We start from the raw sequence: 15,742 nt of genomic DNA on the forward strand, positions 1-15,742 counted from the left end.
GGGTTGAGGGCGCGGCGGAGGCGAGCTCGGAGGACGCCGCGGCTGCTGCCGCGGCGACCTCGTCGACGGTCGGAACGGCGGCGCGGCCCGTGTCGGAGGCGGCGTCGCCAGCGTGACCTGCGGGCGTGACGGTGTCGCCGCCGGGGCCCACGCTGCTGCTGCCGTTGCCGCTGCCGTCGGTACCGTTGCCGTCGGTGTCGTCGATACGGCCGCCGACGCCGTCCGAGTCGTCGGTGCGCGCCCTGGCGGGGATGGTGCGGTCGATCGTGCCAGTGCTGTGGTCGGTGTCGTGCATGGTGATGACTCCTCGGGGATGCGGATGCGGCTGGTGGAGATCGGGCGAGTGGCGGACCGGGCGGCGGACGGGCTCAGCGCGCGACGGCAGTGGTCTCCGCGGCCCGGTCGCGGATGACGAAGCCGAGGCCGGGTCGCTGCTCGACCTGCACCGGGCCCCCGGCGATGGTGACCGGCCCGGGCGGGTCGATGGCGCCGATCGCCACGAAGCCCGCGTCCTCGACGTCCTCGACCTCGGTGACCTGCGGGAGGGTGAGGGCGAGCTGACCGGAGAGGTCGGGGAGCAGGTGCGGGGCGAGCGTCAGCCCGGCGTCGTCGATGAGCGCGGCGATCGCGAGGAAGGGGGTGATGCCGCCGACGCGCACCACGTTCGGCTGCAGGACGTCGGCGACGCCACGGTCGACGAGGTCGCGGAACCGGTGGATCGTGTGCACGTTCTCGCCCAGAGCGATTGGGATGTCGGTCGCCTGACGCAGCCGTTCGTACCCCGCGGTGTCGTCGGAGCGCAGCGGCTCCTCGATCCACGCCGGGTCGACGACGCCGAGCCGTTCCAGGGACGAGACCGCTTGGTCGACGTCCCAGCGCTGGTTCGCATCGATCATGAGCCGGCGGTCCGGTCCGAGCAGTTCGCGCACCATCGTCACCCGGTCGACGTCCTCGGCGAGGTCGGGCTTGCCGACCTTGATCTTGACGGCGTCGTAGCCCGCCGCGATCCACCGTTCGACCTGCGCGGCGAGCGAGGCGGCGTCGAGGTGGAGGTTCACGCCGCTGCCGTACGCCCGGACCGTGTCGCGTCGACGGCCGAGGAGGTCGGGGAGACCGAGACCGGCCCGTCGCCCACGGAGGTCCCAGAGCGCGGTGTCGAGCCCGGCGAGCGCGATCGTGGTGATCCCGCCACCCCCGGCCTCGTGCAGATGCGCCCACAGCCGCGGCCACAGCGCTTCGGGGTCGGTCGTCGCTCCGAGGGCGGCGGCCGTGATGTCGTCGTCGAGCAGCGCCCGGACGGCCGTGGCCCCGATCGTCGGCGTCCACGTGAAGCCCGAGCCGGTCGCCCCCTCGTCATCGACGACGTCCACGCGGATGAGATGCAGCCACGGCGCCTCGGGCACCCAGGGGCGTGGCATGGCGAACCGGCCGAGCGAGGTGGTGATGGAGGCGATCCGGGTCATCGTCAGCGCCCTGCGGCCAGCGTCGCGTGCTCGGCGACGAGGTCGGCGCCGGTCGCGAGGAGTGCCTCCAGGCGGTCGGTCTGCTCGGGCGTCGGGTCGACGAAGGGCGACCGCACGGAACCGACCGGCAGACCGCCGAGCCGGACGCCGGCCTTGATGAGCGACACGGCGAAGCCGGGCGTCTCGTCGCGGAGAGCGACCAGCGGCCGGTAGAACTCGCGCAGCAGGCGCTCGCGCAGCGGCTCGTCGTGCTCGGTGTACGCGCGGTAGAACAGCGTCGCGAGCTCCGGCAGCATGGCGAAGACGGCCGAGGAGTAGAGCGGGATGCCGATGCCGCGGTAGGCGGCCTGCGTGAGCTCGGCGGTGAGGAGGCCGTTGAAGAAGGCGAAGTCACCGCGGCCCTCCTCGTGCACCGCCAGCACGATGTCCTGGGCCGCCGCGACGTCACCGACGCCGTCCTTGAAGCCGACGACCTGCGGGTTGCGGGCGAGATGGCGCATCGTCGCCGTCGTGTACCGGGCGTTGTTCCGGTGGTAGACGATCGCCGGGAGGCTCGTCGCCGAGAGGACGTCCTCGACGTACGCCTGCAGACCGGCCGCCGGCCCGGAGACGAGGTACGGCGGCATGAGGAGGATCGCGTCGGCTCCCGCCTCCTCGGCGGCCAGGGCGAGCTCCTTGGCGGTCGCCACGCCTCCTCCGGCGCCACCGATGACCGGGACGGCGCCGTCGACGACCTCGACGGTCCGCCGGACGACGCGGGCGGCCTCCGACGGCGACATCGCGTGCAGCTCGCCGGTGCCGCAGGCGGGGAACACCCCACCGGGCCGGTGTTCGAGTCGCGACTCGAGGTGGGTGCCGAGGAGCCCCAGGTCGACTTCGCCCGCGGCGTCGAAGGGGGTGATCGGGAAGTACAGGACGCCGTCGAAGGCGAGTGGTGCTGGCATGGTGGAGGTCCTCGTCATCGTGGGGCTGGGGCTGGAACAGGAGTGGTGGCCGGCCTGCCGGTGTCGGCGGCGAGCAGGTCGGTGAGCCGGGCCGCCTCGGCGGGGCTGAGTGCCGATCGCCAGTCGTGCTCCGGCCGCCACCCGAGGTGGGCGGTGGCCTTCGCGCTGCTGAAGGCGGCGGCTCGGTCGACGAGTCCGTCGGCGAATCCGGCGGTGCTCGGGACCTGTGCGGGCAGCAGGGTGGACAGGGGCGCGAGGGCCAGGGTGTCGTCGGCGCCGACGAAGTACACCTCGCCGGAGTGTCGGCCTTCGGCACGATCGATCCAGGCGGCGACGAACCGGCCGGCGTCACGCGCATCCACGTAGTTGTAGAGGGAGACGGCCGCGAGTGCGGGATCGGCGAGCCGGTCGACGATGGTGTGCCCCTGCTGCGTCGGCGCGCCCTCCCATTCCTCCGGGGAGACGACGAAGCACGGCCGGAACGCACCGGTCACGACGGCGTCGCCGTGGGCTCGGGCGAGCATCGCGACGGTCGACTCGATCGCGACCTTCGACAGTGCGTAGGCGTTCCACGGGGCGACCCGGTGCTCCTCGGTGATGGGGAGCGCCTCGGGCGTCCAACCGTGCGGGGCGCCGTAGCCGATGACGGTCGGGCTGCTCGCGGCCAGCAGCCTGGTCGCCCCGGCGGCGATCCCGGCGGTGAGGGCGGTGAAGGCGAGCGTCTGGTTGGTCGACAGGATGACGTGCTCCGGCGCGCTGAAGGGCACGGCGATCGCCGCCAGGTGCACGACGGCGTCGGGCCGCAGGGTGGCGAAGAGCTCATGGGTGGCGTCGTGGTCGAGGAGGTCGGCGGTCCGGCCCTCGACGCCGGGGAGTCCGGGGTCGGTCCGATCGACGGAGACGACCTCGTGGCCTGCTTCGGCGAGGGCGCTCGCGACGCTCCGCCCGAGTCGTCCTGCGCCGCCGGTGACGATGATGCGCATCGGTGTCCTCTCTGACCACGTCCGGGTCGACCAGGCCGACCGCACCAACCGGGAAACCGGTTTCTCGAAGTGAGCCTATAGGATGATTGAGGACGGCACCACCCGTGACGAGTTGAACGAGGACGTATGAGCAACCGGTTCCCCAGTGCTGGACCGACACCGACGATCTCCGACGTCGCCGAGCAAGCGGGCGTCTCGAAGGCCACCGTGTCGCGTGTGCTCAACGGCAAGGCGACCGTCGACGCGACGATCGCCGACCGCGTCCTCGCCGCGGTCGACGCCCTCGGCTACCGGCCGAGCATGCTGGCCCGAAGCCTGTCGCTCGGCCGCACGAACACCATCGGGGTCGTCGTGCCCGACCTCGAGAACCCGATGTTCCAGGAGATCCTGCGCGGGGTCACCCGGGCCGCGGCGACCGACGGCTACCGCGTCCTCGTGACCGACACCGAGGAGGACCCGGCCGACGAGGCTGCGGCGGCCCGCGAAGCCCGTCGTCGCTGCGACGCGATCGTCCTCTGCTCACCCCGCCTGGCCGAACCGGAGCTTCGAGCGCTGCTCGCCGAACTGCACCCGGTCGTGCTCGTCAACCGTGAGCTCGCCGACTCGCCCGTGCCGTCGGTGTCCATCGACTACGCCAGCGGCATGGAGCAGGTGCTCGCCGAGCTGCACGCACTCGGGCACCGGCGCATCCTGTACCTCGCCGGGCCCGCCGCGAGTCAGGGCGATCGCCTCCGACGGGTCGGCATCGCCCGCGCACGCTCGGACCACGACGACCTCTCGGTCGACATCGTGCCGGCCGGTTCCGCGCTGGTGGACGGCGCGGCGGTCGTCGACAGCGTGCTGCAGCACGACGCGACCGCCGTCGTCGCCTTCAACGACCTCGTCGCCCTCGGGCTCGTCTCGGCGCTCCGCGGTGCCGGTGTGTCCGTCCCCTCGGCGCTCAGTGTGGTCGGCTTCGACGACATCCCGTTCGCGGCGTTCGCGGTGCCGGCGCTCAGTACGGTGTCCGTCCCGCGACGCGAGCTCGGCGCCGAGGCGTGGACCAGACTGCGCGACACCATCGGCGGCGCGGAGGGTGGACACCCGCTCGTCTTCCGACCGCGGTTCGTCGCCCGGGAGAGCACCGCCGCCCGCCCGGCCGCGAGTCCACCGGTCTGGCACGGAACCGAGCAGCACCCCATCTCACCGGAGCTGACCGCCCGGCTCGGCGACCGCGAGGTCCTCGTCCTCCACGACGGCAGCGGCCTCGAACCGACCGACGCCCCGCGACCGTTCGCACACCCCGTCACCTCGCTCGACGGGACCGTCGTCACGGAATCCGCTCCCGACGACCACCCCCACCATGTCGGTCTCTCGATGGCCGTCGCCGACGTCGACGGCGTCTCCTACTGGGGCGGTCGCACCTACGTCGCCGGGCAGGGGTCGACGATGCTCGACAACCACGGTGTCCAGCGCGTCACCGAGACCGAGGTGGGCGCCGGTGTGCTGCGTCAGTCCCTCGACTGGGTCGGGCGCGACGGGACGACGCAGCTGCGGGAGTCGCGCACCACGGTCGTCGAGGAGTTCGCTGTGCCCGTACCCGGCGTCGGGAGCGGGAGGTCGGCGCTCCGCGTCGCGGTCTCCAGCGTCCTCCGTGCGACGGGATCGACGGTGACGATCGGGTCGCCGGCCACGAACGGCCGTGAGGGCGCCGGATACGGCGGATGGTTCTGGCGGTTGCCCGCAGACGCCCCCCGGTCCGTCCTCAGCGCGGACGGACCGGGGGAATCGACCGCGCACGGCTCGCGTGCGGCCTGGGTCGCCTTCGTCCTCGACGCCGACGGGAGCGCTGACACACAGACGGGCGACACCACCGAGCCCGCCCCGACGCCGCCTCGACGCCCCACCACGGTCCTGTTCCGACAGCCCGCAGCGAACGCCTTCCCCTGGTTCGTCCGTGCGGCCGAGTACCCGGGTATCGGCGTCTCGCTCGCCGCCACCAGCCGCACCACCATCACCGCCGACACCCCGCTCGTCACCGGTCTGGAGGCGGTCGTTGTCGACGGCGCTCTGGACGCGCAGCAGGCGGACGCCATCCACCGCGCGCTCCTCACCGCCGAGGAACGCAGCACCGAACCGCGCAGTATTGAACCGCGCAGCACAGGGAGTGACGCATGACCAGCACCGACCACGCCACCGCCACCACCGCCCCGACCGTCGTGGTCGTCGGGATCCACGGCCATGGCGCCAGTCACGTGGCGGCAGCCAGGGCGCTCGCCGCGACCGGCGCGATCCGCCTCGTCGGACTCGTCGATCGGACCTTCACCGAGGAGGACCGCGCTGCCGGGGACGCGCCGCTCCGCGACTCGCTCGAGGAGTGCTTCGCCGCCGGGCGGGTGGACCTGGTCATCCTCTCGACCCCGATCCACACGCACCTGGACCTCGCCGTCGCCGCCCTCGAGCACGGCGCCGACGTCCTGCTCGAGAAGCCCCCGGTGACCTCGAACGACGAACTCGACCGGCTGCAGGCCACCGCCGCCCGGACCGGCGGACTCGTGCAGGTCGGGTTCCAGAGTCTCGGATCGCACGCGATCGGCGAGGTCGCGGACGTCGTCGCCGGCGGGGAGATCGGGGCCGTGACAGCACTCGAGGCGAGAGGTACCTGGGTCCGCACCGTCGGCTACTGGACGCGTGCCGCGTGGTCGGGCAGGCGCACGCTCGACGGCACACCCGTCGTGGACGGCGTCGTCACCAACCCCTTCGCGCACGCGGTCCAGACCATGCTCCGACTCGGCGGCACGACCGACCGCGCGGCGATCGCCACCATCGACCTCGATCAGTACCGGGCGAACGACATCGAGGCCGATGACACCTCGGTCGTCCGCATCACCCCACAGCGCGGCCCGATCATGACCGCGGCGCTCACCCTGTGCGCACAGGAGACGACCGACCCGGTGGTCACGGTCCACGGAGAGCTCGGCTCGATCCGGTTCCACTACACACGCGACGAGGTCGAGCTGGTCGTCGACGGCGTCACCCTGCGACGCTGGACGACGGGCCGGACCGACCTGCTCCCCGACCTCCTCCGCGCGCGCGAGGCGGTCCGGGCTGGTGAGGATGCCGCACTCGTCAGCTCCCTGGCCGACGCGTCCGCCTTCACGGCCGTCCTCGACGCGGTCCGGTCGGCCCCAGCGCCACACCGCATCCCCGCTGATCTCGTCGAGTGGCTCGGGGCGGGCGACGAGCGCCGCCCCGTCATTCCGAGGATCGAGGAGTTCGTCGCGGAAGCGGCCGCCACCGGCAGCACTTTCGCCGAGCTCGGGACCGATTGGGCCCGGCGATGAACCACGAGCGGCCCGGTCCGGACGAGGACGACCGCCGTCGCAAACACGCCCGACTCGCGTCGCTCCTGGAGGCCCGCGGAGCAGGCACGATCGTGCTGCGGTCCGCCGCAGCGGTCTGCTGGTACCTCGACGGCTCGCGCGTCCACGTGAGCCTCGCGGCCGACCCGATCGTCGCGGTCGTTGTCTCGCCGGGCGACGCGTGGCTCGTCGCGACCTCCAACGAGGTGGACCGGCTGCAGGCCGAGGAGCTGCCCGACATCCGCGTTCGGACGGTGCCGTGGCACACGCCGATTGACGCGGTGCTGCCGAGTGGGGACGGGGTGCTGCAGGAGGCGGACGTCGCCGCCGAGCTGCGCGCCGCACGTGCGTCGCTCCTCCCGGCCGAACTCGCGCGCTTCCGTTCGCTCGGGCGGGAGACGACGTCGGCGCTCGAGACGCTCGTCGACGAGCTCGACCCCGCCCGGACGGAACGCGCGGTCGCTGCGGACCTCGCCGGGCGCCTCGTCGCAGCCGGGATCGACCCGCTCGTCCTCCTCGTCGCCGGGGAGGGCAGACTCGCCCACCGGCACCCGCTGCCGACCGAGGGGCGACTCGGTTCCCGGGCGATGCTCGTCGCCTGCGGCCGCCGCGACGGGCTCATCGTGAACCTCACGCGGTGGTTCGACGAGGGCGGCACCCCGGCGGAGCCGTTCGCCACGGACATGCAGCGCATCCGCGCCGTCGAACGCGCCTATCTCGACGCCACCGTGTCAGGTGCTTCGCTCGCCGACATCCTCCGCACGGGGAGTGCGGCGTACGCCGAGCAGGGCTTCGACGCCGACGAGTGGACGAGGCACCATCAGGGCGGTGCGGCCGGCTACGCGGGACGCGATCCGCGCGCCACGCCTGAGGCGACCGACGTCGTCCAGCTCTGGCAAGCCTTCGCCTGGAACCCGACCGCCCCCGGCGTGAAGGTCGAGGACACCGTCGTGGTCACGCCGGACGGTGTCGAGGTGCTGACGACGAGCACGGCCTCGACCCACCCGACCCCGTCCACCGTGGGAGGCTGAAGACATGACCCGGCACATCGTGATCGCACCGGACTCGTTCAAGGGCACGGCGACCGCCGCGGAGGTCGCCGAGGCGATCGCCGACGGGTGGCGGACCATTCGGCCCGACGATCTCCTGCACTCGCTCCCCATGGCCGACGGCGGCGAGGGCACGCTCGACGCCTTCGCGGCCGCCGTGCCCGGGGCGCGTCGGCACCCGATCACGGTCACCGGCCCGGTCGGCGACCCGGTGGACGCCGAGTGGCTCGAGCTGCCCGACGGTTCGGCGGTCGTGGAGCTCGCCCAGACGAGCGGGCTGACCCTGCTCGACCCCCTGCAGCCGTTCGCGGCGCACACCGTCGGCTTCGGTGAGGCCATCGCGGCCGCCCTGGACCACGGTGCGCGACGCCTCCTGCTCGCGATCGGCGGAAGCTCCAGCACGGACGGTGGAGCCGGGCTGCTCACCGCGCTCGGAGCGCGGCTGGTGGACGCCGACGGTGGACCGGTGGCGCCCGGCAACGCCGGACTCGCGACGCTCCGCGACATCGACACCGCCGGACTCCGCGCGCTGCCGCCGGACGGCGCGGTCATCCTCAGCGACGTCACCAACCCGCTGCTCGGCGACCGCGGTGCCGCTGCGGTCTTCGGCCCGCAGAAGGGCGCGACCACCGCGGACGTCGCGGTCCTCGACACCAACCTGGCCCGGTTCGTGAGCCGCGCTGCGGAGGTTTTCGGGACGGACCGTGCGGAACGCGCCGCGGCCGAACCCGGTGCCGGTGCCGCGGGCGGTGCGGGCTACGGCCTCCTGCTGTGGGGCGCCACCGCCACTTCGGGCGCGCGCGGTGTCGGCGAGGCGATCGCCCTCCCGGAAGCGGCCGCGACGGCGTCGATCGTGATCACGGGCGAGGGCCGCTTCGACGACCAGACGGCCGACGGCAAGGTCGCCTCCTGGGTCGCCGGGCTCGCGGCGGACCGGACCATGCTCGTCGCCGGGGCGATCCAGGCGCCCACTGAGGGGATCTTCCTCGCGGCGGCATCGCTCACGGCGCTGGCCGGCGGTGTCGAGGCGGCGATGGCCGAACCGCTCGTCCACCTGCGTGCGGCAGGGGCGGCACTGGCCACCCAGTACCGCCCCTGATCACCTCACCTGGCGGTGACGTACGTCATGCGGTGACGTCGATGAGGACCTTCCCGACCGTGTCGTCCTCGACGGCGGCGTGGGCCGCAGCCGTCTCAGCGAGCGGGAACACCGTCAGCGCCAGACCGTGGTCTTCGCCGACGGCGAGCGCGCCGTCCTCGATCGCGGCGGTGATGTCCTCAGCGGCGGCGTGGAGCGCGGCGTCGCCGACCGTGTAGAGCAGCATGAACTGGAGCCGCGTGTTGAGCCCCATGTGCGGACGGATGTCGAGCGTGACCTGGTCACCGCCGTTGTTGGCGTAGCTGACGACCGTGCCGCGCGGGGCGAGGACCGCCTGGTCGAGGGGGAGGTTCTGCGCGATCGCGACCTCCACGACGAGGTCGACGCCGTCGGGTGCCACCTCGCGGATCGCCGCGGCGGTGTCGCCCTCGCGGTAGTTCACGACGTGGTGTGCTCCCGCGGCGGTCGCGAGGCGGGCCTTCTCGTCGCTGCTGATGGTGGTGATGACCGTCGCGCCGGCCCAGCGGGCGAGCTGGATCGCGGCGTTGCCGACGGCGCCTGCACCACCCTGGACGAGGACCGTCCGGCCGTCGAGGGCACCGGGGGAGAGCCGGGCCGGGCCGTCCTGCGCGACGGTGAGGGCGCGATGCGCGGTCATCGCGGGGACACCGAGACTGGCGCCGAGTTCGAATGACGCGGCGTCGGGCAGGGGGACCACACGAGAGACGGGCTGCACCGTGAACTCCTGGGCCGTGCCCAGCGGGCTCTCGTGCGCGGCGAGGTACACCCAGACGCGGTCGCCGACGGCGAAGGTGGTCGTGGTCGCCGCGTCGCCGGCGGCCGGGCCGACCGCGTCGATCACGCCGGCGCCGTCGAGGTTCGGGACGACCTCGGGGAAGGGCATGCCACCCGAGGGGCCGCCGCCGCGCCTGGTCTTCCAGTCGGTCGGGTTGACGCCCGAGAACGCGAGCTTGACGCGGACCTCGCCGGGGCCGGGCTCGGGGAGCTCGCGCTCGACGAGGTGGAGGACGGACGGGTCACCGTTGGTGGAGTAGACGATCGATCGCATACCGGGGCCAACGTCTCCGCCGCGCGGAAGATTCCGCGGTGGCACTTCGACAGGCTCAGTGACCGGGAGGGGTTCGCTCAGTGACCGGGAGGGTTCGGCCCACCGACCGGGCAGGAGATACCCGTTCCCTGAGCTTGTCGAAGGGCCCCCGGGGTGACGTTGCGTCTCGGGAGGCTTCTGCGTGTGGCACTTCGACAGGCTCAGTGACCGGGAGGGTTCGGCTCACTGACCGGGAGGGGTCGGCTCAGAGACCGGGTGGGGTTCGCTCAGTGACCGAGGGAAGGGATGCCCGTTCCCTGAGCTTGTCGAAGGGCCACCGGGTGGCGTTGTATGTCGGGAGGCTCCGGTGTGTGGCACTTCGACAGGCTCAGTGACCGGCGCCCGAGACCGCCTCAGGCTCGGGCGGCGTACTGCTCCCGGGCGATCCCGGACGCGTCGGCAGCGACCGCGTTCGCCTGGTCGGCGCCGTCGCCGGCCCCCACCGCAGCCCACGCCGGGCGAGTGCCACTGAGTGCCCAAGCCGCCTGCACCGCGGCGCCGTCGGCGACGTACTCCCCGGGTGCCGGCACGACGACCGGCACGCCGAAGACCTCGCGAGCGATCGCCTGCACCGCCGGGTTCTGCGCCGCACCACCGATGAGGAGCACGCGCTCCGCCGTGACGCCCTGCGCGAGCACCGCGTCGAGGCCGTCGGCGAGTCCGCAGAGCAGCCCCTCGATCGCCGCTCGGGCGAGGCCCTCGCGCGTCGTCGACTCCAGGGTCATGCCGAAGAGGGTCGCCGTCGCGTCCGGCCGGTTCGGGGTGCGCTCGCCCTCGAAGTACGGCTGGAGCACGAGTCCACGTGCCCCGGCCGGGGCCTCGAGCGCGAGTCGACCGAGTTCCGTGTGGTCGACGCCGAGCAGCGCGGCCACCGCGTCGAGGATCCGGGCGGCGTTGAGTGTCGCGATGAGCGGCAGGAACGCGCCGTCGGCCGAGGCGAACCCGGCGACGGTGCCCGAGCTGTCGCGGACCACGGCCGGCGTCACGGCGAACACCGTCCCGCTCGTGCCGATCGACACGACGACGTCACCGGCCGTCGCGCCGAGCCCGAGGGCGGCTCCCGCGTTGTCGCCGGCGCCCGCCCCGATGACCGTGTCCGGCCCGATGAGGCCGCCGTCGACACCGGTCCCTGTGGACTCCTCCGGCGCGAGCACGCGCGGCAGGATCGCATCGTGGCCGAGCGCTGTGACGAGCAGCTCGCGGTCGTACTCGCCGTCGGTGGGGGACCAGTACCCGGTGCCGGAGGCGTCGGAGCGGTCGGTCGTCAGCTCGGCGAGGTCCGCGCCGAGCGGGCTCTCGTCGGCCGGACCGAAGCCGCGCAGACGCCACGTCAGCCAGTCGTGGGGGAGTGCGACGGCGGCGACCTCGGCGGCGTTCCCGGGTTCGGCGTCGCGCAGCCAGCGCAGCTTCGTGATCGTGAAGGAGGCGACGGGGACGCACCCGGTCCGCTGGGCGAGTTCCGCAGCGCCGAACTCGGCGATGAGGTCCGTCGCGGCCTGCGCGCTCCGGGTGTCGTTCCAGAGGAGTGCCGGACGGATGACGCGTCCATCGACGTCGAGCGCGACCATGCCGTGCTGCTGGGCCGCGACCGACACCGCGGCGACATCGGCCAACCCGCCGGCGGCGGCGGCCGCCTCCTGCAGCGCCTGCCACCACGCGGCCGGGTCGACCTCGGTGCCGGCGGGGTGCGCCGCGCGTCCTTCGCGGACGAGCGCTCCGGTCTCGGCGTCGCGGATGACGACCTTGCAGCTCTGGGTGGACGAATCGATGCCGGCGACGAGCGTCATCGCTCTCCCTGTTCTCGGTGGTTGGGCGGTCGGGTGACCGCCGGGTCTGCTGTGGGGTGGAACGCGGAACGGCGTTCCGCCCCCGATCCTCTCGGATCAGGAGACGGAACGCCAGGTTCGCGGGTGTCGGTTAGCGCGCACCCATGAGGTGGTCGACCGCCAGCTGCTGCAGGCGGACGAACCCGAAGCCCTTGCCGCCGAAGTAGGCGTCTGCGTCGAAGTCCTCGTACGACGAGCGGTCGGCGAGCAACTGCTCGACGGTCTCGCCGGGGTTGAGCGTCGGCTCGCGCAGCTCGGGCACGCGGGCGGCGGCCAGCGCCTCCTGCACCTCGGGGTCGGCGCGGAACGCCTCGGCGCGCTCCTTGAGCAGCAGGTACATGCGCATGTTGGCGGCTGCGGAGTCCCACACGCCCGTGATGTCCTCGGTGCGGCTCGGCTTGTAGTCGAAGTGACGCGGGCCGTCGTACGCGGGGCCGCCGTTCACGCCACCGTGCTCGAGGAGGTCGACGAGCGAGAACGCGTTCTGCAGGTCGCCGTGACCGAAGACGAGGTCCTGGTCGTACTTGATGCCCCGCTGGCCGTTGAGGTCGATGTGGTAGAGCTTGCCCTGGTAGAGCGCCTGGGCGATGCCGGCGGTGAAGTTGAGGCCCGCCATCTGCTCGTGGCCGACCTCGGGGTTGATGCCGACGAGCTCCGGGCGCTCGAGGGTCTCGATGAACGCCATCGCGTGGCCGAGGGTCGGGAGCAGGATGTCGCCGCGGGGCTCGTTGGGCTTCGGCTCGATCGCGAAGCGGATGTCGTAACCCTTGTCGGTCACGTAGTCACCGAGGAGGTTGACGGCCTCGCGGTAACGCTCGAGGGCCGCCTGCACGTCCTTCGCGGAGTCGTACTCGGCGCCCTCGCGGCCGCCCCACATGACGAAGGTCTTGGCGCCGAGTTCGGCGGCGAGGTCGAGGTTGCGGAGCACCTTGCGGAGGGCGAAGCGGCGGACGGCGCGGTCGTTCGAGGTGAAACCGCCGTCCTTGAAGACGGGCGCGCTGAACAGGTTGGTGGTCACCATCGGCACGATGACGCCGGTGTCGGCGAGCGCCTGCTTGAGACGGTCGATCTGCTTCTGGCGTTCGGCGTCGGTCGAACCGAAGGCGAAGAGGTCGTCGTCGTGGAAGGTGAGGCCGTAGGCGCCGAGCTCGTTCAGGCGGGTGACGGCCACGACCACGTCGAGGTCGGGGCGGGTGGGGCCACCGAACGGGTCGGTCCCGTTGTAGCCGATCGTCCAGAGGCCGAAGGAGAACCGATCGGCTTTGGTGGGGGTGAGGCTCATGCGTGCAGTCCTTCAACGTCGTTGGTGAGCGGATGATTTGTTGTTAACCACAACTTATAGTCGAGACTAGCAGATCGACGGCCGCACGTCACCGGTCGAGTGTCGCGAAATATTTCGTTAGCATGGGCAGAACTTCTCGCTGCAGAGACGGCCGTCCGGCCCGACGGAGAGGGATCGGAGGACTCGGATGGGCGACGACCTCGCGGTGCAGGCCGCCGGATCCGGCGGCGTCGGCGGGCGGGCCACCCTGTCGCGTATCGCCAGAGAGGCCTCCGTGTCGGTGTCGACCGCCTCGAAGGTGCTCAACGGTCGACCGGGGGTGTCGCCGGACACCCGGGAGATCGTCGAGCGACTGCTGGACCGCCACGGCTACAGTCGCCGCGGTGCCGAGCTCGCGCAGGGCTCGCTCATCGAGCTCGTCTTCGAGTACATCGACAGCTCCTGGTCGCTCGAGATCATCCGCGGTGTCGAGAAGGTCGCGCGCCAGCACGGCATGAGCGTCACCCTCACCGAGACGGGGGCCCGGCGGTCGACCGGCGAGGGCTGGGTCGAGAGCATCATCTCGCGGAAGCCGGTCGGGGTCATCCTGGTGTTCTCGGACATCGACCCGGCGTACCGGCGCCAGCTCCACACGCGCAACATCCCGGTCGTCGTGGTCGACCCGGCTGGGGACCCGGGCCCGGAGGTCGCCGCCATCGGCTCCACGAACTGGTCCGGTGGGATGGCCGCGACGCGCCACCTCATCGAGCTCGGTCACCGCAGGATCGGCCTGATCTCGGGCCCGCAGGACCTCATGTGCTCGCGGGCGCGGGTCTCGGGCTACCGGTCCGCGCTCGAGGAGGCCGGGATCCCGCTCGACGAGACGATCCTGCGGCGCGGTGAGTTCATCCCGGAGGCCGGACGCGTCCTGGCGCTCGAACTGCTGCAGCTCGAGGACCGGCCGACCGCGATCTTCGCCGGCAACGACATGCAGGCGTTCGGCGTCTACGAGGCGGCGCGCTCGCTCGGGATCTCGATCCCGGAGCAGCTGTCGGTCGTCGGGTACGACGACGTCCCGCCGGCCAAGTGGGTCGGTCCGGCCCTCACGACCATCCGGCAGCCGCTCATCGAGATGGCCGAGGAGGCCACCCGCCTGGTGCTGAAACTCCGGTCCGAGACGGTCGACAACATCCGCCTCGACCTCGCCACCTCCCTCGTCGTCCGGGGTTCGACCGCAGCCCCGCCCACCCCGTAGCCCGCGAACTGTCACTCGCCGCTCGTCCCGGCGGCGGGGACTATGTCGGAGTGACAGTTCGCGGGCAAGGGTGGGGGACGGGCGGGTGGGTGCGAAAAGTTTCCAATCGGGGATGGGGAAGTTGCGGGCAGACAGGCGGCGGGGCTAGCTTCAGGGCACCGCAGCGAAGCGATCCGGAACCCCGGGGCCGCAGCTGCGCGAGCAGCTCGGGAGCATTGCACATGGCGGGAAGCGGACGGCCGGAACTCCGGGTCGCGATGATCGGATACGGCTTCATGGGAGCCGCACACTCGCAGGCCTGGCGCACCGCACCGCGATTCTTCGACCTCGACGCGGAACCGGTCATGGCGACGATCGTCGGCCGCAACGCCGAGGCACTCGAGGCGGCCCGCGTGAAGTTCGGCTGGGAGTCGGCCTCGACGGACTGGCGGAGCGTCATCGCCGACCCGTCCATCGACATCGTCGACGTCTGCACGCCCGGGTCCTCGCACGTCGAGATCGCGATCGCCGCCCTCGAAGCCGGCAAGCACGTCCTCTGCGAGAAGCCGCTCGCCAACAGCGTCGAGGAGGCGGAGCTGATGGTCGCCGCAGCCGAGGCGGCGAGGGCCCGCGGCGTCCGCTCCATGGTCGGCTTCAGCTACCGTCGCGTGCCCGCCATCGGCTACGCCCGCCAGCTCATCTCAGAGGGAGCGCTCGGGGACGTCCGCCAGATCCGCGCGCTGTACCTCCAGGACTGGCTGAGCGACGCCGAGGGTCCGATGACCTGGCGCCTCGACAAGGACCAGGCCGGTTCCGGCTCGCTCGGCGACATCGGCGCGCACGCCATCGACCTCGTGCAGCACCTGACCGGTGCCCGACTCGACACCGTCAGCGGGACGCTCGCGACCTTCGTGACCGAGCGACCGCTCCTCGGCGAGACCATCGGCCTGAGCGGGACCGCCTCGGAGGAGCGCGGCGCGGTGACCGTCGACGACGCCGCCTGGTTCACCGCGAAGCTCACGGGCGGACTCGCGGACGGCGCCATCGGCGCCTTCGAAGCCACCCGCTACGCGACCGGCCGGAAGAACGCGCTCCGCATCGAGCTGAGCGGCTCCCGCGGAGCCATCGCCTTCGACCTCGAGCGGATGAACGAGCTCGAGGTGTACGACGCCACCGCTCCCGCCGGCAAGCAGGGCTTCACGCGCATCGTCGTCACCGAGCCGGAGCACCCGTACATGGCCGCCTGGTGGCCGACCGGCCACGGCATCGGCTACGAGCACCCGTTCTCGCACCAGGTGCGGGACCTCGTCCAGGCCATCACCGGCGGCACCGATCCCGAACCGTCCTTCGCCGAAGGCCTGCAGGTCCAGCGGGTCCTGCGCGCCGTCGAGTCGAGCGCCGCGAACGGCAGCGCCTGGACGCCCACCGACTGAC

At 72.4% G+C, this 15,742-nt stretch carries 12 protein-coding genes and 1 pseudogene; 6 read left to right on the forward strand and 7 right to left on the reverse strand.

The window, feature by feature from the left end:
- From IFU11_RS15115 to IFU11_RS15130, 4 genes and pseudogenes are all read right to left on the reverse strand, one after another.
- Positions 1-295: pseudogene (locus IFU11_RS15115) on the reverse strand (hypothetical protein); the annotation flags it as partial.
- 73 nt (positions 296-368) lie between these two features.
- Positions 369-1,463 (reverse strand): mandelate racemase/muconate lactonizing enzyme family protein, encoded by a 1,095-nt coding sequence (locus IFU11_RS15120; protein WP_192019466.1) that lies wholly within the window; start codon positions 1,461-1,463, stop codon positions 369-371.
- A 2-nt stretch (positions 1,464-1,465) separates the two neighbouring features.
- A complete protein-coding gene (locus IFU11_RS15125) occupies positions 1,466-2,407 on the reverse strand; it encodes a 5-dehydro-4-deoxyglucarate dehydratase (protein ID WP_192019467.1) in 942 nt (313 codons plus the stop codon).
- 14 nt (positions 2,408-2,421) lie between these two features.
- On the reverse strand, positions 2,422-3,390 hold the full coding sequence (locus IFU11_RS15130; protein WP_192019468.1) for an NAD-dependent epimerase/dehydratase family protein: 969 nt from the start codon (positions 3,388-3,390) through the stop codon (positions 2,422-2,424).
- Positions 3,391-3,516: 126 nt separating this feature from the next.
- Here IFU11_RS15130 and IFU11_RS15135 point away from each other — a divergent pair, with 126 nt between their 5' ends.
- The 4 genes from IFU11_RS15135 to IFU11_RS15150 are packed head-to-tail and all read left to right on the forward strand — an operon-like array spanning position 3,517 to position 8,879.
- A complete protein-coding gene (locus tag IFU11_RS15135; RefSeq protein WP_192019469.1) occupies positions 3,517-5,547 on the forward strand; it encodes a DUF6807 family protein in 2,031 nt (676 codons plus the stop codon).
- On the forward strand, positions 5,544-6,713 hold the full coding sequence (locus tag IFU11_RS15140; protein WP_192019470.1) for a Gfo/Idh/MocA family protein: 1,170 nt from the start codon (positions 5,544-5,546) through the stop codon (positions 6,711-6,713). The genes IFU11_RS15135 and IFU11_RS15140 overlap by 4 nt, the downstream gene beginning before the upstream one ends.
- Positions 6,710-7,762 (forward strand): M24 family metallopeptidase, encoded by a 1,053-nt coding sequence (locus tag IFU11_RS15145; RefSeq protein ID WP_199862330.1) that lies wholly within the window; start codon positions 6,710-6,712, stop codon positions 7,760-7,762. Before IFU11_RS15140 ends, IFU11_RS15145 begins: the two co-directional genes overlap by 4 nt.
- A 4-nt stretch (positions 7,763-7,766) precedes the next feature.
- Complete coding sequence (locus tag IFU11_RS15150; RefSeq protein WP_192019471.1) at positions 7,767-8,879, forward strand: glycerate kinase; 1,113 nt, start codon at positions 7,767-7,769, stop codon at positions 8,877-8,879.
- A gap of 25 nt (positions 8,880-8,904) precedes the next feature.
- On the opposite strand, the gene IFU11_RS15155 is transcribed toward IFU11_RS15150, so the two are convergent.
- From IFU11_RS15155 to xylA, 3 genes are all read right to left on the reverse strand, one after another.
- Positions 8,905-9,948, reverse strand: a complete 1,044-nt coding sequence (locus IFU11_RS15155; RefSeq protein WP_192019472.1) for an NADPH:quinone reductase — start codon at positions 9,946-9,948, stop codon at positions 8,905-8,907.
- Between the two features lie 392 nt (positions 9,949-10,340).
- The gene (xylB, locus tag IFU11_RS15160) at positions 10,341-11,774 is read right to left on the reverse strand and encodes a xylulokinase (RefSeq protein WP_192019473.1); all 1,434 of its coding nucleotides are present in this window, start codon (positions 11,772-11,774) and stop codon (positions 10,341-10,343) included.
- 130 nt (positions 11,775-11,904) lie between these two features.
- A complete protein-coding gene (xylA, locus tag IFU11_RS15165; protein ID WP_192019474.1) occupies positions 11,905-13,095 on the reverse strand; it encodes a xylose isomerase in 1,191 nt (396 codons plus the stop codon).
- A 187-nt stretch (positions 13,096-13,282) separates the two neighbouring features.
- On the opposite strand from xylA, the gene IFU11_RS15170 reads away from it, so the two are divergent.
- Positions 13,283-14,329 carry a LacI family DNA-binding transcriptional regulator gene (locus IFU11_RS15170; RefSeq protein ID WP_192019475.1) on the forward strand — a complete coding sequence of 349 codons (1,047 nt, stop codon included), beginning with the start codon at positions 13,283-13,285 and terminating at the stop codon, positions 14,327-14,329.
- 221 nt (positions 14,330-14,550) lie between these two features.
- On the forward strand, positions 14,551-15,741 hold the full coding sequence (locus IFU11_RS15175; protein WP_244631835.1) for a Gfo/Idh/MocA family protein: 1,191 nt from the start codon (positions 14,551-14,553) through the stop codon (positions 15,739-15,741).
- The last annotated feature ends 1 nt before the right edge of the window (position 15,742 follow it).

It is taken from the genome of Plantibacter sp. CFBP 8804 (assembly GCF_014841225.1).
GTDB classification, from domain to species: Bacteria; Actinomycetota; Actinomycetes; order Actinomycetales; family Microbacteriaceae; genus Plantibacter; species Plantibacter auratus.